23 protein-coding genes and 3 tRNA genes are annotated in these 22221 nt (G+C 66.8%); 9 read left to right on the top strand and 17 right to left on the bottom strand.

All coding sequences use genetic code 11. The features are described from left to right. Positions 1 to 306: 306 nt before the first annotated feature. Both AL3_RS11510 and AL3_RS11505 read left to right on the top strand, forming a co-directional pair. Positions 307 to 1110, top strand: coding sequence for an exodeoxyribonuclease III (locus tag AL3_RS11510; RefSeq protein WP_066300824.1), 804 nt, complete (start codon positions 307 to 309; stop codon positions 1108 to 1110). Between the two features lie 2 nt (positions 1111 to 1112). Further along, positions 1113 to 1967 (top strand): DUF8083 family protein, encoded by an 855-nt coding sequence (locus AL3_RS11505; RefSeq protein ID WP_066300821.1) that lies wholly within the window; start codon positions 1113 to 1115, stop codon positions 1965 to 1967. 189 nt (positions 1968 to 2156) lie between these two features. Here AL3_RS11505 and AL3_RS11500 read toward each other — a convergent pair whose 3' ends face one another. From AL3_RS11500 to AL3_RS11460, 9 genes are all read right to left on the bottom strand, one after another. Continuing rightward, positions 2157 to 2768, bottom strand: coding sequence for a hypothetical protein (locus tag AL3_RS11500; protein WP_066300819.1), 612 nt, complete (start codon positions 2766 to 2768; stop codon positions 2157 to 2159). After that, a complete protein-coding gene (locus AL3_RS11495; RefSeq protein WP_066300815.1) occupies positions 2765 to 3367 on the bottom strand; it encodes a DUF6286 domain-containing protein in 603 nt (200 codons plus the stop codon). The genes AL3_RS11500 and AL3_RS11495 overlap by 4 nt, the downstream gene beginning before the upstream one ends. Then, positions 3364 to 3744, bottom strand: coding sequence for a hypothetical protein (locus AL3_RS11490; RefSeq protein WP_066300813.1), 381 nt, complete (start codon positions 3742 to 3744; stop codon positions 3364 to 3366). Before AL3_RS11490 ends, AL3_RS11495 begins: the two co-directional genes overlap by 4 nt. Positions 3745 to 3755: 11 nt before the next feature. Beyond that, positions 3756 to 3947: a DUF2273 domain-containing protein gene (locus tag AL3_RS11485; RefSeq protein WP_066300812.1), complete on the bottom strand. Its 192-nt coding sequence runs from the start codon at positions 3945 to 3947 to the stop codon at positions 3756 to 3758. 83 nt (positions 3948 to 4030) lie between these two features. After that, on the bottom strand, positions 4031 to 4465 hold the full coding sequence (locus tag AL3_RS18965) for an Asp23/Gls24 family envelope stress response protein (protein WP_066301066.1): 435 nt from the start codon (positions 4463 to 4465) through the stop codon (positions 4031 to 4033). 359 nt (positions 4466 to 4824) lie between these two features. Further along, positions 4825 to 5232 (bottom strand): pyridoxamine 5'-phosphate oxidase family protein, encoded by a 408-nt coding sequence (locus tag AL3_RS11475; RefSeq protein ID WP_161599326.1) that lies wholly within the window; start codon positions 5230 to 5232, stop codon positions 4825 to 4827. Positions 5233 to 5409: 177 nt separating this feature from the next. Continuing rightward, a tRNA-Phe gene (locus AL3_RS11470) sits at positions 5410 to 5485 on the bottom strand. Positions 5486 to 5542: 57 nt separating this feature from the next. Then, positions 5543 to 5616: transfer RNA gene (locus tag AL3_RS11465), tRNA-Asp, on the bottom strand. 61 nt (positions 5617 to 5677) lie between these two features. Beyond that, positions 5678 to 5750 (bottom strand) — tRNA-Glu (locus AL3_RS11460). A 204-nt stretch (positions 5751 to 5954) separates the two neighbouring features. On the opposite strand from AL3_RS11460, the gene AL3_RS11455 reads away from it, so the two are divergent. Continuing rightward, positions 5955 to 6314, top strand: a complete 360-nt coding sequence (locus tag AL3_RS11455; RefSeq protein ID WP_066301064.1) for a metallopeptidase family protein — start codon at positions 5955 to 5957, stop codon at positions 6312 to 6314. Between the two features lie 9 nt (positions 6315 to 6323). Next, on the top strand, positions 6324 to 7253 hold the full coding sequence (locus AL3_RS11450) for a cation diffusion facilitator family transporter (protein ID WP_066300807.1): 930 nt from the start codon (positions 6324 to 6326) through the stop codon (positions 7251 to 7253). A gap of 28 nt (positions 7254 to 7281) precedes the next feature. Here the strand turns inward: AL3_RS11450 and AL3_RS11445 are convergent, their stop codons facing one another. Next, positions 7282 to 8277: a universal stress protein gene (locus AL3_RS11445; RefSeq protein WP_066300804.1), complete on the bottom strand. Its 996-nt coding sequence runs from the start codon at positions 8275 to 8277 to the stop codon at positions 7282 to 7284. A 199-nt stretch (positions 8278 to 8476) separates the two neighbouring features. On the opposite strand from AL3_RS11445, the gene AL3_RS11440 reads away from it, so the two are divergent. After that, positions 8477 to 9907 carry an NCS2 family permease gene (locus AL3_RS11440; RefSeq protein WP_066300802.1) on the top strand — a complete coding sequence of 477 codons (1431 nt, stop codon included), beginning with the start codon at positions 8477 to 8479 and terminating at the stop codon, positions 9905 to 9907. A gap of 72 nt (positions 9908 to 9979) precedes the next feature. Here AL3_RS11440 and AL3_RS11435 read toward each other — a convergent pair whose 3' ends face one another. The 4 genes from AL3_RS11435 to AL3_RS11420 all read right to left on the bottom strand — a co-directional run bounded on the left by AL3_RS11435 (position 9980) and on the right by AL3_RS11420 (position 13547). Further along, the gene (locus AL3_RS11435) at positions 9980 to 10855 is read right to left on the bottom strand and encodes a spermidine synthase (RefSeq protein ID WP_066300800.1); all 876 of its coding nucleotides are present in this window, start codon (positions 10853 to 10855) and stop codon (positions 9980 to 9982) included. 71 nt (positions 10856 to 10926) lie between these two features. Further along, positions 10927 to 11616 carry an O-methyltransferase gene (locus AL3_RS11430; protein ID WP_066300798.1) on the bottom strand — a complete coding sequence of 230 codons (690 nt, stop codon included), beginning with the start codon at positions 11614 to 11616 and terminating at the stop codon, positions 10927 to 10929. Beyond that, positions 11616 to 11966, bottom strand: coding sequence for a thiamine-binding protein (locus AL3_RS11425; protein ID WP_066300796.1), 351 nt, complete (start codon positions 11964 to 11966; stop codon positions 11616 to 11618). Before AL3_RS11425 ends, AL3_RS11430 begins: the two co-directional genes overlap by 1 nt. 63 nt (positions 11967 to 12029) lie before the next feature. Continuing rightward, positions 12030 to 13547, bottom strand: coding sequence for an APC family permease (locus AL3_RS11420; RefSeq protein ID WP_066300795.1), 1518 nt, complete (start codon positions 13545 to 13547; stop codon positions 12030 to 12032). A gap of 166 nt (positions 13548 to 13713) precedes the next feature. Here AL3_RS11420 and pta point away from each other — a divergent pair, with 166 nt between their 5' ends. The 4 genes from pta (at position 13714) to AL3_RS11400 (ending at position 18790) form a co-directional block, all read left to right on the top strand. Continuing rightward, positions 13714 to 15786, top strand: a complete 2073-nt coding sequence (gene pta, locus AL3_RS11415) for a phosphate acetyltransferase (protein ID WP_066300794.1) — start codon at positions 13714 to 13716, stop codon at positions 15784 to 15786. Next, on the top strand, positions 15786 to 16922 hold the full coding sequence (locus tag AL3_RS11410; RefSeq protein WP_066300789.1) for an acetate/propionate family kinase: 1137 nt from the start codon (positions 15786 to 15788) through the stop codon (positions 16920 to 16922). The genes pta and AL3_RS11410 overlap by 1 nt, the downstream gene beginning before the upstream one ends. A 161-nt stretch (positions 16923 to 17083) precedes the next feature. Further along, positions 17084 to 17485 carry a hypothetical protein gene (locus tag AL3_RS11405; RefSeq protein ID WP_066300787.1) on the top strand — a complete coding sequence of 134 codons (402 nt, stop codon included), beginning with the start codon at positions 17084 to 17086 and terminating at the stop codon, positions 17483 to 17485. 120 nt (positions 17486 to 17605) lie between these two features. Beyond that, positions 17606 to 18790 carry a zinc-dependent alcohol dehydrogenase gene (locus AL3_RS11400; protein WP_066300785.1) on the top strand — a complete coding sequence of 395 codons (1185 nt, stop codon included), beginning with the start codon at positions 17606 to 17608 and terminating at the stop codon, positions 18788 to 18790. A gap of 45 nt (positions 18791 to 18835) precedes the next feature. On the opposite strand, the gene AL3_RS11395 is transcribed toward AL3_RS11400, so the two are convergent. From AL3_RS11395 to AL3_RS11385, 3 genes are read right to left on the bottom strand one after another with little or no spacing between them, the layout of a single operon-like run. Continuing rightward, positions 18836 to 19234: a DoxX family protein gene (locus tag AL3_RS11395; protein ID WP_066300782.1), complete on the bottom strand. Its 399-nt coding sequence runs from the start codon at positions 19232 to 19234 to the stop codon at positions 18836 to 18838. Next, complete coding sequence (locus tag AL3_RS11390) at positions 19227 to 21083, bottom strand: glycoside hydrolase family 15 protein (protein WP_255220896.1); 1857 nt, start codon at positions 21081 to 21083, stop codon at positions 19227 to 19229. The genes AL3_RS11395 and AL3_RS11390 overlap by 8 nt, the downstream gene beginning before the upstream one ends. A gap of 43 nt (positions 21084 to 21126) precedes the next feature. After that, a complete protein-coding gene (locus AL3_RS11385) occupies positions 21127 to 21996 on the bottom strand; it encodes a glycerophosphodiester phosphodiesterase (protein ID WP_151723836.1) in 870 nt (289 codons plus the stop codon). Positions 21997 to 22221: the final 225 nt, after the last annotated feature.

Raw genomic sequence — 22221 nt, 5'->3', positions numbered from 1 at the left:
CGCGGTCACCCCGCCGGTCGGGTCAAGCAACGCGATCCAGCCCTCCGGACGGACCGGGTTAGGCGGCTTTAATATTCCGGCGAGCTCTGCGAGCAAGGAATTTCGTTGCCGCCGTTCCGGTCCGCCCGGCGGGCGGACGGGCGGGCGGACGGAAGGGCAGGCCGCTCACCCGTCCGCGGTCGCCCACCAACGCGGCGCACCCCGGCACCGGCCTCGCCCCGGCACCACCCCAGCCCCGGCCAGCCCAAGAGACGCGCGAGCCAGCACCGCAGGACGCCGATGCCCGGATTGGGTAACGTAGCAAGGGTGAAGATTGCTACCTGGAATGTGAACTCCATCCGTGCCCGTGCCGACCGCGTTGAAGCCTGGCTGCAGCGCTCCGACGTCGATGTCCTCGCCATCCAGGAAACGAAGGCGAAGGATGAGAACTTTCCGTGGGACATGTTCGAGTCCAACGGCTATGAAGTTGCGCACTTCGGCCTGAGCCAGTGGAACGGCGTCGCGATTGCGTCCCGGGTGGGGCTCGACGACGTCGAACGCACGTTCCCCGGTCAGCCGCACTTCGGCAAGACCGAGGAAACCACGGCTGCTGAGGCCCGGGCCATCGGTGCCACCTGCGGCGGGGTCCGGATTTGGAGCCTGTATGTTCCCAACGGCCGGGCCGTTGGCGATCCGCACATGCCGTACAAGCTGGAGTGGCTGAAGGTCCTCAAGGACCAGGCGGCTTCCTGGGTGGAGGCTGACCCCAAGCTCAACCTGGCGTTGATGGGCGACTTCAACATCGCTCCCCGGGATGAGGATGTCTGGGACATCGACTGGTTCCGGGCCCAGAACGCCACCCACGTCACCGAGCCGGAGCGCGCTGCCTTCCAGGCTTTCCTGGATGCCGGGTTCCAGGACCTTTCCCGGCCCTATACCGAAGGCCCGGGCGTGTACACCTACTGGGACTACACCCAGCTACGTTTCCCCAAGCGGGAAGGCATGCGCATCGACTTCGCCCTGGGTTCCCCCGCCCTGGCGGCGCGGGTCACCGGCGCGAGCATTGACCGTGAAGAACGCAAGGGCAAGGGCGCTTCTGACCATGCGCCCGTGATTGTGGAGCTGGATTAGCCGTGGCCGGAGCATCCGGGGGTACCGCGTGGCGCACGTTCCCGTACGTGTCCTACCTCCGCGTCTATGAACCACTGGATGCCTTCGACGACGACCAGCAGCTGAGGATCCTGGACCAGCGCTCCCGGGCCCGGCATGAGACCGAGGTGCTGGAGCGCAGCGACGCGGTCCGCCGCCTGGTCCGGGCCGTATCGGATCCGTTCCCGCACAATTCGACGGATCTGGTCCGCGTCCTGCACCATCCCCGGCCGGACGGAACCACCACCCGCCTCTACTGCCCCAACCAGCTGGCAGTGCGGACGTCGTTGGCGGCCGAATCCCTTGGCGAGACGGTCAATGGGCCGCTGGTGGACGTACTGCTGCCGGAGGTTGCCCGCGAAGCCCATGCTGCCCGCATCGATCCGGATTCCTTCGCGGATTCCCTCGCCAAACTGCACACGCGCTCGGCCACCTGGGGCGTCCCGTTCGGCTGGTTTGTGCTGATCCATGAGGACGACCAGGCAGAGGTTATTGAGGATGACGGCCGGGTCCTCACCGTTAGGCTGTCCGCACCGATCCTCCAGTGCATTGAACGGGCGCGGCACGCCGCCGCAGCCCTTGCGCTGGCGGCCCCGGAGCTGGACCTGCTGGATGAACTCACCGACCTGGTGGCCTGGCTGGATGTTTTCTCCCCGGACGCGGTGCTGGAGCTGGACTACGGGCCGGTGGCGGAACTGGTGTATCCGGACGATTCCCCGTCCGACGTGCGGCTGGGCATCGAATCCCTCGCCGAGGGAGACATGACCGGCGCAGCCGCCGCCTACCGCCGGCTGGCCGGCCGCTGGATTCCCATCCGTCAGCTGGCCCGCGCCTCCTAAGCGTCCGGGGTTCCAGCCTTTCGGTGTCCCAGCGTCCCGGCGTGTCAGAGTCCGGTGACCCAGTCCCGGCGCCTCAACGTTCCGGGCCCCCATCGTTCCGGCCCCTCCAACGATCCCGCGCCTCCAACGTTCCGGGCCCCCATCGTTCCCGCGCCTCCAACGATCCGTCAGGTCACCGGTCCAGCCGCGTCAGCGCACCCGGTCCTCGCGGCCGAGCCGGTAGCGCGGCCCTGCCTCCAAGCTGATCAGCACCGTCGAGCTGCGGCCGAGGGCAGCGTCCAGTGCGTCCACCAGATGTGTGGCGTCGGCGGCGACCAGATGCGGCGCGGCCCCCTGGCGGGGCGTAATACGGACCCGCAGGCCCGTTCCGGAACGCAGAGACCAGGTACTGACCGCCACCGATGTGACGTCCGGATCCTGCTGCAGTGCCGCCCGCAGTGCCTGCTCAGGCACGGCACCGCTGACCGCGATGCGGCCGGGGGCGCCGTCGTCGTCGTATTCCTCCAGCAGCGTGTCCACCCGCCCGCGGCCCTGGGCGGAAATCCAGAGGACCAGCAGCACGGCGGTCACGGCCATGGCCAGCGCAAGCAGCGGCCACAGCCAGCTCTGGGATTGGCCGGGCATGGCCGTGTCCTCGAGCATCCGTCCGGCATCGGCCACCAGCGACGGAGCCGTGTCCTGCCACCAGCGGGCCGCCGCGGCGTTGGTGCTGAGCAGCAGCAGGCCCCCGCCGGCCGCCAGCAGCAGCAGGCCGCCCAGCCCCAGCAGGACCCGGTTCAGGGTTCGTGGTGTGCGGTTCACTGGCCGATCGCCCCCATGGTTGAAATCTGGATGCTGACGGCAGGCTGCGGATCCAGGCCGGTCAGCGCCAATTCATCCTCCACCGCGGCCCGGACGGCGTCGGCGTTCACCGGAATTCCCGAGGTGGGGCGGATGCGGACCTCAACGCGGGTCCGTCCCACCGTTACCAGGACCTGGCCGGCGGTGACCCCGGCACTGACCCGGCTGCGGCGGGCCAGCGACGCTGCCAGCACTTCGGCTTCAACCACGACGGCGGCACGCGGGTTGGGGATGGCGTAGCGTGCACGGCGTCCCGGGAGGACAGCCATGAGGAAAAACCACAGCCCGGCCAGGAAGATCAGGCCCCCGGCGAGTCCCAGGAAAAGCGGATCGGCGTCCCGGGGCAGGCCGGCGAGCCAGTGCGCGAAGGTCGGCGGATCGATCAGCCATTCCTCCTGGCCCAGGGACTGCAGGACCGATTCGAGCAGGACGTAGAGGCAGAACAGGATGCCGAAGACCGCAGCGATGATCGCAGGAACCGTACGCGCGGCATGGGTTTCACGCCGCACGATCCGCTTGATGGTGCCCTCTGCCGGCGGCGCGGCGGTTGTCGCACTCACCGGACCCGGCTCCCTTCCTGTACCCGGATACCAGTCACGCGGATGTCAACGAGGGAAAGGATCGAACCGGTGAGGTAGGTGATGCGCTGCAGCAGCAGCGGCTTCGCCGCGTGGACCCGGTGCCAGACCGAGCCTCCGGTGCGCTCCACCAGCCCCGGGTCTTTCACGACGGCGTCCAGCGGCGGCATGGTGACGGGCAGGGCCAGGGCCAGGGCAAGCAGCCCCTCGTCGTCGCTCCAGGTGACGCGGACCGCTGCGGCAGGGATGCCGAAGTGTTCTGCGGCCACCGCCTGCGCCGTGCTGGTCAGCGCCTGCGTGCTGATCCGGTTGTGTCCGGCCAGCTTGGAAGCCGTACGGGTTCCGGCGGGTGCGGTCATAACGGCACTGCTCATGAGGAGGAACGGCGTCCGGTCAGCGCATCCCGCACGCTGCGGAAGTCGACCTTGCCTTCTGCTGCCCGGCCCAGGAAGGCTCCCACTGCTATGAACAGGGCCATCAGCAGGAAGCCCCAGAAGTCGAAAATCAGGGCAGTGAAGGCCAGCACGGCGCCTACGGCCATGCCCACCACGGTCGGTTTCATAATTCCTGCCTTACTTTCGTTTCCGCGCGGGGCTGGAGCCACGTTGGGTATTCGGTTAATGCCATCGCGCCGTTCACGCACGGCTACTCCTGGCCGCCTGCGCCGGGCGGGCGTTTGGCGCCGCGGCTCTCCGCGGCCTCCGGAAGGTGCACATCGGCAATGGAGACGTTGACCTCCACCACGTTCAGTCCCACCAGGTCTTCGACCGCCGAATAAACGGCCTGCCGGACCTGATCGGCGATCCCGGTCAGCGGTGTGCCGTACTCGGCGATGAGGGTGATGTCCACAGCGGCTTCGGTCTCCCCCACTTCGACATTCACGCCGGCGGTGGCGCTGCTGTCCGAACCGGCGACGGCATCGCGGACCGCCCCAAGCGTCCGCCCGCCGCCGGAACCCAGAGCATGGACGCCCGGGACCGCACGCGCAGCGATCGCGGCAACCTTCGCGACGGCCTGTTCGGAGATGGCAGTCCGGCCGCCGGCCGCTTCACCAGGGACAACGGGGACTGCCGGAGGCATCTCCGCAGCAGGGGAAACGGTACCGGGCACTGCGGCATCCGGGATTGCAGTGGCGGGCGCTGCGTTGGCTGCCCGGCCGCCGCTTGGCTCCTGCGGTTTGGGTCCTGGCCCGGGTGGCGGAGCCGATGCGCCGGCCGGACCATTCCCGCCGGCGGGATGGGGCTGGCTGGCAGGAGGAGGCCCCGCGGGGCCGCGCTGGCCTGCGGGAGTATGCCGGCCGGACTGAGCGCCCGGCTGCGGCGGCAACGGTGATGCTGGCTGTGCTCCGGGATCGGCGGGACCGGACCCCGGCGTGTTCTGGGCGTCATCCATAACAGCCAAGCCTAGCCCCTCACCTGCTTCGTTGGGCAGGGAAGGGCTCAGCCCATCTGCACCCGTCTGCCTGTCACCTCGGTCGGCTCGATGCCCACAAACAGGTTTCGCTCTCCGCCGCCATAGGGCGCCGCAGCCCGGAGCCCCCACAGCGTAGTGAGCAGGGCTTCGTCCCGGACAGCGTTGGCGCGCCCGCTGACCAGCACGGACCAGCCAGCCATGCGCTCCCCGTCGTGGGAATCCACCTGGAAAGAGGTGTTCAGGTCTCCCGGCAGCAGCGCCAGCCCGCTCTGGCTGCTGGTCCGGAAGTAGACGGAGTTCCCATGCACCAGATAGTTCACCGGGAAGACGAGCAGCCTCCCGTCCTGCAGGAAGGCGATGCGCCCGGTGTCCTCGCCGCTCAGCAGTGCCCAGCATTCTGCCTCACTGAGCTTTTGGTTTTCGTGGGGACTCACGGACTCCCACTCGAATCTCTCGCTGCTTGGAAACATCTTTGTCCTCCAGGTAGGGGTCGGGCGTCCCAGTGAACCCGGTAAAGGAGGAGTTGAAAAGGGTGCCGGCGCCCGGGGAGCCTGTAACCCGGATTCGGGCAAAAGAAAAACCCCGCACTCAGTGAGTACGGGGTTTTTAGCTGGTGGCTCCGACCGGCGTCGATCCGGTGACCTTTCGATTTTCAGTCGAACGCTCTACCAACTGAGCTACAGAGCCGGGCATCATCGAATCGATGATCACCGAGATCTTCCAAATCGCTTCAGAAAATCTGAGCGACCCTGACGGGACTTGAACCCGCGACCTCCGCCGTGACAGGGCGGCGCGCTAACCAACTGCGCTACAGGGCCTTGCATTTCACGAGTGTCAACTCTACCAGCTTTTCAGCCGGCCATTTACCACTTGCGTGAGTACCCCCAACGGGATTCGAACCCGTGCCGCCGCCGTGAAAGGGCGGTGTCCTAGGCCGCTAGACGATGGGGGCTCAGAACACGCAGCGTTCAACTTGACCAACTCCGAACATCTGTTCGGTGTCAGTCAGATTTCCCGGCTGCGGACCTATAAAACTATAGGGCCTACTTCCCGGATTTCCAAAATCGGCACCCGCACGGCCCCGGACCCGGCAGTAACAGCGTCACCCCGGGCCCTCCCCGGAGCCACGCATTAGAGTGGAAACGTGCCGATCGAGATGACTCCCGACGACTTCGAAGCAGCGGTCGACGACGCCCTGAACTCCATTCCCGCCGACCTCGCCAAGGCCATGAACAACGTGGCCGTCTTCATCGAGGACGAATATGTTCCCGCCCCCGGCGAGGACCCTGCCACCGAGCTCCTGGGCCTCTATGACGGCACTCCCCTGACCGAACGGGATTCCTGGTGGGGGGCCGGCTCCCTGCCCGACCGCATCGTGGTCTTCAGCGGTCCGCTCATGCGGATGTGCGGCACCCGGGAGGAACTGGTGGACGAAATCCGGATTACCGTCATCCATGAAGTGGCCCACCACTTTGGGATCGATGACGCGCGGCTGCACGAACTCGGCTGGGGATAGCCTGTAAGCATGGGGAATCATTCCGGCCACAGCCACGGCCTGCCGCAGGGCACAGCGACTGGTAAGCACCGCCGCAAGCTGCTTGCCGTCTTCCTGATCACCATCACCGTGGTCTTCATCCAGGCAGCAGGGGCTTTGGTCTCCGGCTCCCTGGCTCTGATGGCCGACGCCGGGCACATGCTTTCCGACGCCGCCGGCGTCTCCATCGCACTGCTCGCGGCCTGGATCGCGGGACGGCCCGCGACGTCGAAACGGACCTACGGTTATCAGCGGGCCGAAGTCCTGGCCGCGCTGGCCAACTCGCTGCTGCTGATCGTGATCGCCGTCGTTATCTTCACCGAAGCGATCCGGCGGATCGGGGATGCCCCGGAAGTGCAGACCGGCATCATGCTTTTCGCGGCGATCATCGGCGGGCTCGCCAACCTGGTGTCGCTCTTCATCCTGCGCAGCGGCCGTAAAGAGAGCCTGAACGTGCGCGGCGCCTACCTGGAGGTCCTTGGGGACCTGCTGGGCTCCGCCGCCGTCGTGGTTTCGGCCCTGGTGATTATGCTTACCGGCTACCAGCAGGCGGATGTCTGGGCATCCTTCCTGATCGCCTTCATGATCCTGCCGCGCGCCTGGTCGCTGCTGCGCGAGGTGATCGATGTGCTGCTCGAAGCCACGCCGCAGGGGGTGGACGTGGAAATGATCCGCGAGCACATTGTCTCGGTCGAAGGTGTCAGCGACGCCCATGACATCCACATCTGGACGATTACCTCCGGCGTTCCCGTCTTCTCCGCCCACGTGGTGGTGGACGAGGAGTACCTGACCCCGCATGGGATGGACACCATCCTGGACCGGCTGGGCACGTGCCTCTCAAGCCACTTCGACACCGAGCACTGCACCTTCCAGCTCGAGCCCGAGCGGCATGCCGTCCACGAAGGTGAACGGCACGCCTAAGCGCTGGCTCCGGAGGCCGGCCTAAAGGTTACTGCTCCACCATCGGTCCGAACTTCGGACGGTCCGCCAGGCGCGGATCCTCATGATCGGGCACCACCATGACCGGGCCCTTGGCGTGGTGCAGCACGCTCTGGCTGGTGGAGCCCAGCAGCATCCCGGTGAATCCACCGCGGCCCCGGGTACCCAGGACCACCAGTTCGGCCTTCGCCGTGCGTTCCACCATAATTTCCGCGGGCGGGCCGTCCACCAGTTCCACTGACATCTCCAGGTCCGGGAAGTGGCTCTGCAGCCATTCCCGTCCCGCGGTGAGCTGCACCATCAGTTCCTCGTGGAGCGCTTCGACGTCCAAGGGTGCCGGCACCCAGGCAAGGGAGCCGCTGAACGGGGGCAGCGCGCACACAATCCGCAGCGGCAGGCCCATGCTGCGGGCCTGCTCGGCTGCAGCCAGCGAAGCCGCGCGTGCGTGTTCGGAACCGTCAACACCCACCACGACAGCCTGATGCACGTCGTCGGTCACCGGAGAGCCCGCCGGTGCGGCCACACCGGATTCCGGCAGCCGGCCGGCCGTCCGCAGCGGAACAATGACGGTGGGGCACTTGGCATGGGCCGGAAGCGCACTGGAGACCGAGCCGAGGAGCCGCCCCACGAATCCGCCGCGGCCGCGTGAACCCACAACCATCAGGTCGGCGTCTTCGGAGAGTTCCAGCAGGACGGCCGCAGCGTCTCCGCTTTCGACGCGGGGGATGATTTCCAGGCCGTGCTGGTTGAGCCTGGCCAGAGTTTTCTCCTGGACGGAGCGGGCGCCGTCACGGATTACGGCGTCATCAACGGCCGTGTAGCCGGCATCCATCGAGGATGCGGCGAAGATCGGAACCGTATAGGCAGTCACCACATGGAGCGGGACATCACGCCGCCGGGCTTCCCGCGCTGCCCAGGTCAGCGCACAGATACTCTGGTCCGAACCGTCAACGCCGACGACGATCCCGGACCGGGCAGCAGCCGCATTCCACTCTGAATCGGTCATTACCGGCTCCCTTCGGGTAAGCGCCCAACCACCATCGGTTGCGCTCCTGAACCCAGCCTACTGCGCGGGGCGGGGCGCTGTGACTTACATCCAACACACGCACGCTCTGTTAAGGGGCCGGTTCCGTGCAGGACTATTATCGGTATGCGGCATGTCCGCTCGCCCCCAGACACCACAACATCTTCAGAGGAAATCCGCCATGCTCAAGCAAGGTTCCAGACTGGACCGGTATTTTGAAATTTCCAAGCGCGGTTCCACGGTAGGGACGGAGATCCGTGGAGGTCTGGCCACCTTCTTCGCCATGAGTTACATCGTGGTGCTGAACCCGTTGATCCTCGGCGGGGAGGACGGCACAGGCCGGTCCCTTGGCGGGCCTGCGGTCGCAGCGGCGACCGCTCTGGTAGCCGGCGTCCTGACCATCATCATGGGCGCCTGGGCCAAGCATCCGTTCGCCATGGCCACCGGGCTCGGCGTCAACGCATTCGTTGCCGTGACCGTGGCAACCAATGAGAATCTCACCTGGCAGGATGTTATGGGCCTGGTGGTGCTGGCCGGCATCACCATGTTCATCCTGGTGCTCACCGGATTCCGGACAGCCGTGTTCAAGGCTGTACCCGCGAGCCTGAAGACTGCGATCGTGGTGGGCATCGGTATGTTCATCGCGCTGCTCGGCTTCGTGAACGCCGGCTTCGTCCGCCGGATCCCCGACGCCGCCGGAACCACCGTGCCGGTGCAGCTTGGCAACGGCGGTGAACTGCTCGGCTGGCCCACCCTGGTCTTCGCTTTCGGCCTGATCCTGACCATTGGGCTGATGGCCCGCAAGGCCCGGGGCGCCATTCTGATCGGCATCCTGGCCTCCACCGTGCTCTCCGTGATCATCGAGGCTGTGGCATCTCCCGGAAGCCAGGGCGCAGGCGAGGCAACCGGCTGGTCGCTGGTCACCCCGAGCATGCCCGAGTGGGGCGCACCGGATCTGTCCCTGATCGGCAACTTCAATCTCTTCGGTTCCTTCGAGAAGCTGGGCATCATCGGTGCTTCCCTGCTTGCGTTCGTCATCCTCCTCAGCATCTTCTTCGATGCGATGGGCACCATGGTTGGCCTGTCCAGCGAGGCCGGAAGCATCGACAAGGACGGCAACATCCCCAACACCGAGCGGGTGCTGCTGGTGGATGCAGCCGGCGCGATCGTCGGCGGCGGTGCGAGCGTCTCCTCCAACCAGCTGTTCGTCGAATCCGGCGCCGGCATCGGCGAAGGCGCCCGCACCGGGCTGGCGTCCATTGTCACCGGCCTGCTGTTCATCGCGGCGATGTTCCTGACCCCGCTGATCTACCTGGTGCCGTTCGAGGCCGTGGCCCCCGCCCTCGTCGTCGTGGGCTACCTGATGGTCAGCCAGGTCGGCAAGATCGACTGGTCAGACATCGGGTTTGCGCTCCCGTCCTTCCTGACCATCGCCCTGATGCCCTTCACCTACTCGATCGCCAATGGGCTCGGCGCCGGGTTTGTGTCCTACGTGCTGATCCGTGTCTTCCAGGGACGGGCCAAGGAGATCCACCCGGTGATGTGGGTTGTCGCCGCTGCCTTCGCGGTCTTCTTCTGCGTCGGTCCGATCGAAGCTGCACTGGGCGTGTAGTTCCCAGCGGACACACCAAAAATGGTGCCCCTGCCGATCCGGCAGGGGCACCATTTTTGGTCAAGGCAGTATTCAGCGCGCTGCCGGGACCTCCGCTTCGGCGTCCAGGAGCACCTGGGCGCCGCGGGCAAACGCCCGCACCTTGGAGTCATCCCAGAGCTGGGCCGGAACGGCCCCGCCGAGCAGCCTGCGCGGCAGCCCCGGGTCCTCCGCGAAGGGAACATCCGCGCCGGCGATGATGATGTTGCCGTAGCGGCGGCCCTTGAGCATGGGCGGGTCAGCGATGATCGCGGTGTGGGGGAAGGCGGCGGCGATCGTCGCGGCTTCCCGGCGCGCGGTGCGCAGGTCCGGAGCGTCCCCGCAGTTGACCACGTACAGGCCAGCCGGGCCGAGCACCCGCTTGGCGTGGCCCAGGAATTCGGCTGTGGTCAGCGGCAGCGGAGTTTTATCTCCCGCGAAGACGTCGCGGATCAGCAGGTCCCTGCTGTCCTCGGTGAGCGACTCCGTGACCTCACGGGCTTCACCGACCCGCAGCCGCATCAGCGGAGCCCGCGGCAGGTCGAACCAGCCACGCACCAGCTCCGCGAGCCGGCCGTCCAGTTCCACGACCACCTGCCTGGCGTTGGGGTAGACGTCGGCGAAGTAGCGGGCCATGGAACAGGCGCCGCCGCCCAGATGCAGCGCCCGCAGTTTGGTCTCCGGAGCGAACCGGGACTCCACCAGCGCGGCAATCCAGCGCATGTACTCGAAGTCGAGTTCCCGCGGGTCCGCCAGGTCGATGTGGGAGGAGTGCACGCCGTTGATCTTCAGCAGCCAGCCGGAGGAGGAGAACTGGTCCGGGAGCAGCTCGCACGTGCCGGTATCAATCTCGTACCGGCCGGGCACGGGGCCGGTACCGTCACCGGCTGGTTGTTCCGTGCCGGTGCGGCCGGGACGTTTCCTGCCCATCAGGGACCGGCCGGAGGAAATTGCGCAAAGCTCATGCTTCCAGCTTAGGCGCGGCGGAACCTGCCCCGCGCCTAGGTCACGATCGCCAGGGCGAAGCCGTCCCAGCCCTTGGCGCCAACGGTTTGCAGGGCAGTGGATTCCAGCCGGGGGTGTGAACCCATCAGTTCCAGCGCGGCCCGCGTGCCCTGGATGGCTGAATCGCCGCCGGCGTCCAGCACCCCGCCGTAGCGGACCACGTTGTCCAGGACAATCACCGTGCCGGGCCGGGAAAGCCGGATAGCCCATTCCAGGTAGGCAGGGTTGTTTTCTTTGTCCGCATCGATGAAAACGAGGTCGAACGGCTCACTGCCTTCCAGCCCGGGAAGGGTGTCCAGAGCCGCGCCCACCCGGATATCCACCAGATTTCCGACGCCGGCCCGGTCCAGGTTCTTCCGCGCCACCTCCGCGTGCAGGGGCACGTATTCACAGGTCACCATGGAGCCGTCCGCCGGCAGCCCGCGGGCCAGCCAGGACGTGCTGAACCCGCCGAGGGTGCCGATCTCCAGGATCCGGCGGGCGCCGGCCAGCTGCGCCAGCAGCATCAGGAACTTGCCCTGCCCCGGGCTCACTTCGATCGGCGGAAGGCCCGCGGCAGCGGCGTCCTCCACCGCGGCGACCAGCGCTGCATCGGGACGGACGACGACGCCGGTGAGGTAGGAGTCGACGTCGGCCCATTGGCTGGAGCCGTGCTCCGTCCGGATGCCCCGGTGCTGGCCGGCCATCAGGAGTGCCCGCGGTACTCGTCTTCGGCGTCCAGGACCTGCTCCAGGCGCTCGATCTTGCCGGTCAATTCGCCGGTGTGGCCGGGCCGGATGTCCGCTTTCAGCACCAGCGAGACGCGGCTGCCGTACCGCCCCACTGCCTCGGTGGCGCGGCGGATCACGTCCATCACCTCGTCCCATTCACCCTCGATCGTGGTGAACATGGCGTCGGTGCGGTTCGGCAGGCCCGACTGGCGGACGATCTTCACGGCGGCGGCAACGGCGTCGTGCACCGAGGCGTCTGCGGACGGGCCGCCGGGACCGGTCTCCGGACCCACGCCGGAGGGAGCAACTGAGAAGGCTACAAGCATGCGCCCAGTCTGCCACCGGTCCGGACAAACCTGAACCGCTGCGTAGTAACGCGCAACACAGCCCTAGCCTTCCTCGGCCGCTGTCCGCTTGGCGGCCGCTTCCTCCTGCTCCACTGCGGGGTTCAGCCGTGAACGGCGGCGGCTGTACCCGAAGTACACCACAAATCCGAGGAGCAGCCAGCCGGCGAAAAGGATCCAGGTTTCCACCGACAGGTTGGTCATCAGGTACAGGCACAGCAGGGTGGACAGCACCGGAAGCACCGGGCCGAACGGTACCCGGAAGTCCGGCCTCAGGTCCGGCCGCTTCCGCCGCAGCACCAGCACACCGGCGCTGACCACCACGAAGGCCGAGAGCGTTCCAATGTTGATCATTTCCTCGAGGACGTCCACCTGGGTGAATCCGGCCACGAACGCCACGAGCACACCGCAGAGGATCTGCAGCCGGGCCGGGGTGGCGTGCTTGGAACTGGTCCTGGACAGGGCCCGGGGCAGCAGGCCGTCCCGGGACATGGCCAGCACCACCCGGGCAAGCCCCATCAGCAGCACCATGATGACCGTCGTCAGGCCGATCAGCGAGCCTACGGCAATGACCTGGGCGGCGCCCATGTTGCCGACGAGGCTGAACGCCGTCGCCAGGTTGGGAGCCTCCACGGAGGCCAGTTCGGTATACGAAACCATGCCGGTCAGGGCCAGGGAAACCCCGATGTACAGGGCCGTGACCACGGCGAGGCCGGCGAAGATGCCGCGGGGCAGGGTACGTCCCGGATTCTTGACCTCTTCGGCGGACGTCGCGACGACGTCGAATCCGATAAAGGCGAAGAACACGACGGCGGCGCCCGCGAACACACCCATCAACCCGTACTGGGCGGGAGCCGCACCGGTGAGGAAGGAGAAGAGCGACTGCGCCATGACCCCTTCGGTGCCGGCCGCTTCGGTGGACACGGCATCCGGAATGAACGGGGTGTAGTTGTCGAAGTCGATGTAGAAGAAGCCGGCGACGATGACGAAGAGGACCACACCGATCTTGATCAGCGTGAAGACGTTGCCAACCCGTGCCGAGAGCTTGGTGCCCATGACCAGCAGGACGGTGAAGGCCGCCACGATCAGGAACGGACCCCAGGTCATTTCGATCGGGCCCAGCGAAATGCTGGCCGGGATATCCCAGCCGATCAGGGCGAAGACCTCACTGAGGTAGATGCCCCAGTATTTGGCGATCACCGCCGCCGCGGTGAACAACTCCAGGATCAGGTTCCAGCCAATGATCCAGGCGACCAGCTCCCCCATCGTGGCGTAGCTGAAAACGTAGGCGGAACCGGCCACCGGGATCGCGGTGGCGAACTCGGCGTAGCACATGATCGCCAGTGCGCAGGTGATGGCGGCCAGCACGAAGGAGAGCGTGACGGCCGGGCCGGAGAAGTCGGCCGCGGCTTTGGCACCCACGGAGAAGATGCCGGCGCCCACGGCGACGGCGACCCCCATGATCATCAGGTCCCACGTGGTCAGCGATCGTCTGAGCCGGCGGCCTTCCTCATCGGCGTCGGCCAGTGATTTCTCAATGGGCTTGGTGCGGAAAAGGCTCACTCCGGAATCCTTGCTGTGGGGCGCTGGCAGGAAGGGCCCCAGTGGGGCCGAGGGGTACCAGTGTAGTCACAGGGCGGTAGCGAAGTGCAGTGCGCATTTGGGAGGATGGAGGTGGCTTGCCCCATGAGGACCGGGTGCGGGCCCCTCCTAGAGATCGGATGCTCCCATGGCCCGCGGAATCTACGTAAGCGCGATGACGCCGGGATCGGGCAAGACGCTGATCAGTCTGGGCCTGGCGGACATGCTCCACCGGCACGCCGACCGGGTGGGATTTTTCCGCCCGATCGTGGAAGGCTCCGACCGCGAGGACGATCCGGTGGTCCGCCTGATGCAGCGCCGCTTTAACCTCAGCACCTCCAACTGCCGCGGCGGGCTGACCCGGCGGGAGCTGCGGGCCCTGCTGGTGACCGGAGAGCGCGGCGAAGTGGACGCGCGCTGCATGGCCATCTACAGCGAGATTGCCGCCAACTGCGATGTGGTGATCGTGGAGGGCACGGATCTTTCCGGGCACGACGTCGCCCTCGAGTTCGATTTGAACGCCCGCCTGGCGAACAACCTGGGCGCCATGGTCATGGCCGTGGTCAACGCCCGGGACATGTCCGTCGATGAGGTTGCCGACGCCGTGGATGTTGCCCGCCGCCAGCTGGCCGCCGCCAAGTGCGACCTGCTGGCAATGATGGTCAACCGGGCGGAGGAGCCCGCTGTGGATGAGCTTCGGTCACACGTCCGGCCAGGCGCCTCCCACCGGCCGGTCTACGTGCTCCCGGAGCTGAATGAAATCTCCCAGCCCTCGATCTCCGAGGTCGCCAAGGCCCTCTCCGCCCGGCAGATAGCCGGCAGCAGGTCACTGGAACGCGATGTCACGGGCGTGAAGGTCGCAGCGATGACCGTCAGCAACTTCATCACCCAGCTGGCCGACGGCTCGCTGGTGATTGCTCCGGGCGACCGCGCCGACGTGATGGTCGCTGCCCTCGCTTCCTCCTTCTCGGCGGAGTTCCCCGTTCCCAGCGGCATGATCCTCACCGGCGGCCTGCCCCTTGACGCCGGTGTCCTGGCCCTTCTCGCCCAGGCTCCCTTCCCGGTGTTTGCCGTGGACAGCGATACCTATTCCACTGCCCGGGACGTCAGCCAGGTCCGCGGCGAGATCGCCACCGGCCAGCGCCGCAAGGTCGCGGCGGCGCTGGGCATCTGGTCCCGCTACGTGGACGAGCAGGAGCTGCTGGAAAGGCTGGAGCTCCCCCGCCCGGAAAAGACCACTCCCCTGCGTTTCCTGAACGAACTGATCGTCCGGGCCCGGGCCAAGCGCCGGCACATCGTGCTCCCCGAAGGCCTGGACGTGCGGATCCTGCGGGCCGCGGAGATCCTGCGCCGCCGCGATGTCTGCGCCCTGACGGTGCTCGGCCCCGAGATTGAGGTCCGGGAGCTCGCGGCCAGCGAGGGCATCGACCTGGCCGGAATCACCATCATCAACCCGGCCACCAGCGGACTGCGGGACGACTTCGCCCGCGAATACCAGCAGCTGCGGGCCAAAAAGGGCGTCACGATGGAGGACGCCCAGGAACGCATGCTCCAAGGTGCATATTTCGGAACCATGATGGTCAAGCTGGGCCGGGTGGACGGTATGGTCTCCGGCGCCGCCCACACCACGGCCAACACGATCCGGCCGGCCTTGGAGTTCATCCGCACCAAGGAAGGCTCCCAGATCGTTTCCTCGGTGTTCCTGATGCTGCTCCAGGACCGGGTACTGGTCTACGGTGACTGTGCGGTGAACCCGGATCCAAATGCCGAGCAGCTGGCGGACATTGCGCAGGCCTCCGCGGACACCGCCGCCCAGTTCGGCGTCACTCCCCGCGTGGCCATGCTTTCCTACGCGACCGGAGCCTCCGGAGCCGGCGAGGCTGTGAACAAGGTCAGGGAAGCCACCGAGATTGTGCGCAAGGCCCGCCCGCAGCTTCCCGTTGAAGGTCCAATCCAGTACGACGCCGCCGTGGATGCCTCCGTCGCCGCGTCCAAGGCCCCGGGATCCACCGTCGCCGGGCAGGCGACCGTGTTCATCTTTCCGGACCTGAACACCGGCAACAACACCTATAAGGCGGTCCAGCAATCCGCCGGGGCGGTCGCCGTCGGACCCGTTCTGCAGGGTCTGCGGAAACCCGTCAATGACCTGTCAAGGGGCGCTACGGTGGAAGACATTGTGAACACCGTGGCCATCACGGCCATCCAGGCGCAGGAGGACTAATGCTGATCTTGGTGATTAACTCAGGTTCCTCGTCGCTGAAGTACCAGGTGCGCAATACCGACACCCACGAGATCCTGGTCAAAGGCCTCATTGACCGGATCGGTGAGGCTGAGGTGCCGGACCACCGGGCTGCCCTGCTGCGGCTCAGTGAGGAAGTCGGGCCGGTGCTGCACGGAAAAACGATTGAAGCCGTAGGACACCGCGTGGTCCACGGCGGCGAACGCTTCAGCCAGCCGGTGCTGGTGGACAATGAGATCACCCGCGCCATCGAGCGGCTCAGCCCGCTGGCACCGCTGCACAATCCCGCAAGTGCCATGGGTATCCGGGCGGTCGCAGAACGCTATCCCGGCGTCCCCCAGGTCGCCGTCTTTGACACGGCATTCCACCGGACCCTGCCGCCGCGCGCCTGGCGGTATGCCATCCCGCAGCCGCTCTACCGGCGCTACGGGATCCGGCGGTATGGCTTCCACGGCACCAGCTGCGCTTATGTCAGCGAACTCGCCGCCGAATTCCTGGACGCCCCCCTGGACGAGTTCAACGCCGTCGTGGCCCATCTGGGCAACGGGGCGTCGGTGACCGCCCTGCAGAACGGCCGGAGCATCGACACCTCCATGGGATTCACCCCGCTGGCCGGGCTGGTGATGGGAACCCGCAGCGGCGACATCGACCCTTCGATCCTGGTCTTCCTGGCCCGTGAGGGCTACAGCGCGGATGACATTGACACCCTGCTGAACCGTGAATCCGGGCTGCTGGCGCTCAGCGGGGTCGCCGACATGCGGGAGATCACTGCCGCGGCCGAGGCGGGAGATCAGCAGTCGGAACTGGCACTGGAAGTCTCCGCCTACCGTTTGGCGAAATACATCGGCGCCTACCACGTGGCCGTGGGCGGCGCGCGCGCCATTATCTTCACGGCCGGGATCGGGGAGAACGACGGCGCCTTCCGGGCCCGGGTGGTGGCCCTGCTTGGTGCCCTGAACGTCCGGCTTGATGACGCCGCCAATAACCTCCGCTCGAATGAGGTCCGCAGGATCAGCAGTCCGGATTCGACCATCGACGTGCTGGTGGTTCCGACGGACGAGGAAGAAGCGATCGCCGAGGCGACGGCGGATACCGTTTTGGCGGCAGGACGCGAATAGCGCCCCATCATGGCACGCAGTTCCGGCACAGCAACCCCTACCAGCCGGTACCACGCGAAAGTTCGTGGAGCAGTCTCTCCGGCGCGACACGGGTGCCCGGCCTTGCTAGCATTCTCGGCAGGTTAAGCAGAAGCCGCGGATCCCTTGTGCGTGGAGTTGGCATGGAACACACCCTGCGGGTACTGGTAAGAATCGATACGAAAAGCTCATCAGCCGGCATTGAGGTGCGCGGGTGCCTGGTGCCGGCCAACTGCCCGGACCTGGTGGAAATCCTCCGGCACACCGCCACCCTGGGCGCCCATATGGTCCTCAACCTGACCAAAGCCCTGCATCTGGACGCCTCCGCTCTGGATGAACTGCTGCTGCAGACCGGGCAGGTTCCGTGCCTGCCGCTTGATGGCGGGCACACCACGGTCTCGGTGCGCCTGCCCTCCCGCCTTCCGTCCTGCGCACCCCGGGTCCAGGTGCCGGATTGGAATCCGCTGAGCAACGCGCAGGCGTTCGAGCTGGCCTTCCAGCAGCATGATCCCGCCGCCCTCCGCTCTGCCCGGCGGCCCGGCTGAGCTGGACTCCGCTGTGCGGCCGTTCAGCGCCGCACCCCGCCGCACCCCGCCGAATTGTCAGCAGGCTTATGAATTTGGGAGGATGGAGCCTATTCATCCCGCAACGAGCAGGAGGCCAGCATGAAGGCAGTGACATGGCAGGGCAAGCGGAAGGTCAGCGTCGAGGAAGTGCCCGATCCGGTGATCGAGCAGCCAACTGACGCGGTCATCAGGATCACCTCCACCGCACTGTGCGGTTCGGACCTGCATCTTTACGAAGTTCTGGGGCCCTACATGAAGGCCGGGGACATCGTCGGGCACGAGCCGATGGGCATCGTGGAGGAAGTCGGCAGCGCCGTCACCAACCTCAAGCGCGGCGACCGGGTGGTCATCCCCTTCCAGATTGCCTGCGGACAGTGTTTTATGTGTCGGCAGGGACTGCAGACCCAGTGTGAAACGACGCAGGTCCGGGACAAGGGCATGGGTGCTGCCCTGTTCGGCTATTCAGAGCTCTACGGGTCCGTTCCCGGCGCCCAGGCCGAGTACCTCCGCGTGCCGCACGCTGACTACGGCCCGATCGTCGTTGGATCCGAACTCCCCGACGACCGGTATCTCTTCCTGTCCGACATCCTCCCCACCGCGTGGCAGGGAGTGAAGTACGCCAACGTGCCCGACGGCGGCACCCTGGCGGTCTACGGACTGGGCCCGGTGGGACAGTTCGCCGCCCGGATCGGAGCCCACCTCGGCTACCGGGTTATCGGCGTCGAACCCCAGGCGGAGCGCCGGGATCTGGCGGCCCGCCACGGTGCGGAGGTGCTGGACCTGTCCAAGGACCTCGGCGATGAGCTGCGTGAGATGACCCAGGGCCGCGGCCCGGATGCGGTGGTGGACGCGGTGGGCATGGAAGCGCACGGCTCCGGGGTCGGCGCTTTCGCCCAGGCAGCCGTTGGACTGCTGCCGGATGCCCTGGCGCAGAAGGCCATGGAAACCGCGGGTGTGGACCGCCTCGCGGCACTGCACAGCGCGGTCGATTCCGTGCGCCGCGGCGGCACCATCTCCCTGAGCGGGGTCTATGGCGGTACCGCCAGTCCGATGCCGCTGATGACCATGTTCGACAAGCAGCTGAACCTGCGGATGGGGCAGTGCAACGTGAAGCGGTGGGTGGATGACCTGCTGCCGCTCGTGGAGGACCCGGCAGATCCGCTGGGTGTCACGGACCTGGTCACCCACCGTGCGGGGCTGGACGCCGCTCCGGAACTGTACGAAAAGTTCCAGAAGAAGGAAGACGGCTGCATCAAGGTCGTTTTCCAGCCCGGCCTGAACTAGGCCTTTCGTGCCCTGCCTGCCTCCGCGGCGGGCAGGGCACGCGGGCTAGCTCCTCCGCAGGCTCCAGGCCCAGCGGATCAGCGGCAGCTGCAGGGGCAGCCGCAGGCTGTGGATAATCCGTTCGCGGTCCGAGCCGCGCTCACCAAAGGCACGCTCCAGGGCACCGATGTGTCCAGCGACAAAAGCGGTGAACATCAGGGCAGTGCCGGTGGCCGCGGCCTTCCTCGTGGCCGGGAGCAGCAAGCCCGCCGCTGCCATACCCTCAATGACCCCGCTGCCGGAGATCCACTGGCTGCGGGTCAGCAGCCCGAAACGCCCGCTCTTGTCCCGGCAGAGGGAGCGTGGCACCACTGACGCGTAGAACCCCGGGTTCCGGAAGTGATTGGCGGCGCTGATCCCCAGCAGTGCGGCAAGAGCGGCGGCGGAGGCAGTCTGTTTATTCATGGGCTTCTTCCATTGGCGGAACGGAGGGCGTCGGCGCCTTCTGCGCGCCGGAGTGCATCCTGTGCATGGCGTCAGCAGCCCGGACCAGGGCCAGGTGCGAGAAGGCCTGGGGGTAGTTGCCTGCCATACGCCCGTTCACTGTGTCATATTCCTCGCTGAGCAGGCCAACCTCGTTCGCGCAGCTGACCAGCCGGTTCATCAGCTCCACCGCGTCGCTGGTGCGTCCCGTGTGCGCATACTGCTCGGCCAGCCAGAAACTGCAGGCCAGGAACGGATTCTCTCCCGGTTCCAGGCCGTCGATTCCGGTAGCGCTCTCATAGCGCAGCAGCAGGCCTTCCCGGTTGAGCAGGTCCTGCTCCATCCGGGCCACCGTCCCGAGCATCCGGGGATCGTCATAGGAGACGAACCCCACGTGGGTCAGCTGCAGCAGCGAGGCGTCAACTTCAGAGCTGCCGTAACACTGAACGAAGGAGTTCAACCCGGGGTCATACCCGTGTTCCAGGATCTCCGTGCGCAGGCCGTCCCGAAGCGCTTCCCACAGCTCCACCGGACCATCCAGCCCGTCCTCCCGGACCGCCCGGGAAGCCCGGTCGAAGGCTGCCCACATCATCACCCGTGAGTGGGTGAAGAACCGCGGTTCGCCGCGGACTTCCCAGATACCGTGGTCCGGATCCTCCAGATGCCGTTCCAGGAAACCAAGCAGTGCACGCTGCAGCGCCCAGGAGAAGTTGTCCTCCTTCACACCCCGTTCCCGCAGGCGGGCCAGGGAAACCATAACCGTGCCAACGACGTCGGCCTGGTACTGGTCAACCGCTCCGTTGCCGTGCCGCACCGGAAGCGAGCCGGAATGCCCCGGAAACTGGTGCAGTATGCGTTCGGGCAGGTCCCGGCCCCCGTCCACGGTGTACATGATCTGCAGGTCCTCCGGGTCCCCCGCAACTGCCCGCAGCAGCCAGTTGCGCCAGTGCAGCGCTTCGTCGTGGTAACCGTGCGTCATCATCGCTTCCAGGGTGAGCGCCGCGTCCCGCAGCCAGCAGTAGCGGTAGTCCCAGTTCCGGCTGCCGCCGAATTCTTCCGGCAGGGAAGTCGTGGGCGCAGCCACAATACCCCCGGTGTCCTCGTTGGTCAGTGCACGCAGCACCAGCAGCGAGCGCCGCACCGGCTCCTGGTAGCGCTCCAGGTCCACGCACCGCCCGGCCCAGTCCTGCCAGTACTTGGTGGTGGAAGCCAGAGCCGCATCCACGTCTGCCTTCGCCGGGGTTTCCCGGTGTGAGGGGTACCAGAGCAGTTCCAGATCCACCGTGGAGCCCTCGCGGACAGTGAACCTCCCGGTATGACGGTGATCGCTGCCGTGCGGAATGTTGCCCCCGTACAGGACCATCGCGCTGGGCCCGGCAATGGCGAGCAGCTGCTCAACCCCGCCGTGGCGCTCCCGCCGCATCCAGGGAACGGTGTCACCGTAGTTGAACCGGACTTCCAGCTCCTGCCGCATTTCCACCGTGCCGCGGAGTCCTTCGATACGCCTGATCACAGACGCCCGCCGGTCACCGACAGGCATAAAGTCCGTTACCAGGACTTCTCCCCCGGCGGTCCGCCACACAGTCCGCAGGATGAAACTGGCGTCAAGATAGCTGCGGCTCAATACCCGGGCTCCGGAGGCAACCGGCTCCAGCAGCCAGCGGCCGTGGTCCTCCGTTCCGAGGAGCGCACCGAAGACAGAGGGGGAATCAAACCGCGGCAGGCAAAGCCAGTCCATGCTTCCGGCACGGGAGACCAAAGCTCCGGTGTGGAGATCGGAAATCAGGGCATAATCCTCAATCGGAGTGGCCATTGCACCACTCAACCACACGGGCCGTCCGGGGCCTATGGGCCGTGCCTATCCGGCCCCGGGCCTAGTCCGCCAGCTCAAGGGCAGCCAGAACGCTTCGCAGCCCGCTCGGATAATTCGTGGTGAACTCCTGTACTCCCAGCCGGTAGGCAGCCTCCGCATCGGCAGGATCATCAACAGTCCACGCCCGGATTGTCCTGCCCGCAGCTACCCAACCGGCAACCCTTTCCGGATGGGCGCGAAGATACTCGACGCCCGGACCGGCGATGCCTGCCGCGCCATCGGACACCAGTGCCTCACCTTCGGCCAGCGCACGGTTCAGCATCCCCGCAGTGTCGAAGCCGGGCGGCAGCAGCGGCGCTGCTTCGGCGGTGGCGGCCTCGTCGACGTCGGCCAGCAGCTGGCAGACGAAGGCGGCCGGCACGCTGCGGCGCAGGTGGCGGACGGACTCCGGGCTGAAACTCATGAAGCTGACGGTGACCGGTCCGAGCCGGGAGTCCGCCGGGTCCCACCCCCGGGCTTCAAGCAGGGCCAGGACGGTGTCCTCCAGGTCCAGCCCGAACGGGCCGGGCTGTTTGAACTCGACCGCCAGGGAAATCCGGCGGCCTGCGCCTGCGAGCAGGTTCAGCAAATCGGCGAGGGTAAGGAACTGCTCGGCTGGGGTTCCGTACGCGGCGGGAATCGCCGCGTGCTTCCAACCACTGAAGTCCAGTTGCCGCAGCTGCTCCACGGAATGCGAGGCCACCGGCCCCGTTCCGTTGGAGGTGCGGTCCACCGCAGCGTCATGGATGAGCACAGGCTGGCGGTCCCGGCTGAGATGGACGTCGCACTCCACTCCGTCAGCGCCATCAGCCAGGGCCTGCAGGTAGGCGGCGCGCGTGTGCTCCGCGAAAACACCGCTGGAACCGCGGTGGGCATAGATGATCGATCGCACGTGAGGCCTTTCGCCGCTGGGTCCCTGCAGGCAGTCCACGCTACGCGAGCCGCCTGCCGCGCATGGCGCCGCCCAATCCTGCCGCGCGTGGCGCGAGCTGAATCCTGCCGCGCGTGGCGCGAGCTGAATCCTGCCGCGCGTGGCGCCGCCCAATCCTGCCGCGCGTGGCGCGAGCTGAATCCTGCCGCGCGTGGCGCCGCCCAATCCTGCCGCGCGTGGCGCGAG

It is taken from the genome of Arthrobacter luteolus NBRC 107841, assembly GCF_001552075.1.
In the GTDB taxonomy this organism is placed as follows: domain Bacteria; phylum Actinomycetota; class Actinomycetes; order Actinomycetales; family Micrococcaceae; genus Arthrobacter_B; species Arthrobacter_B luteolus.
Note: the sequence above shows the minus strand (reverse complement) of the source record. Positions and strands in the feature narration are given on the sequence as shown.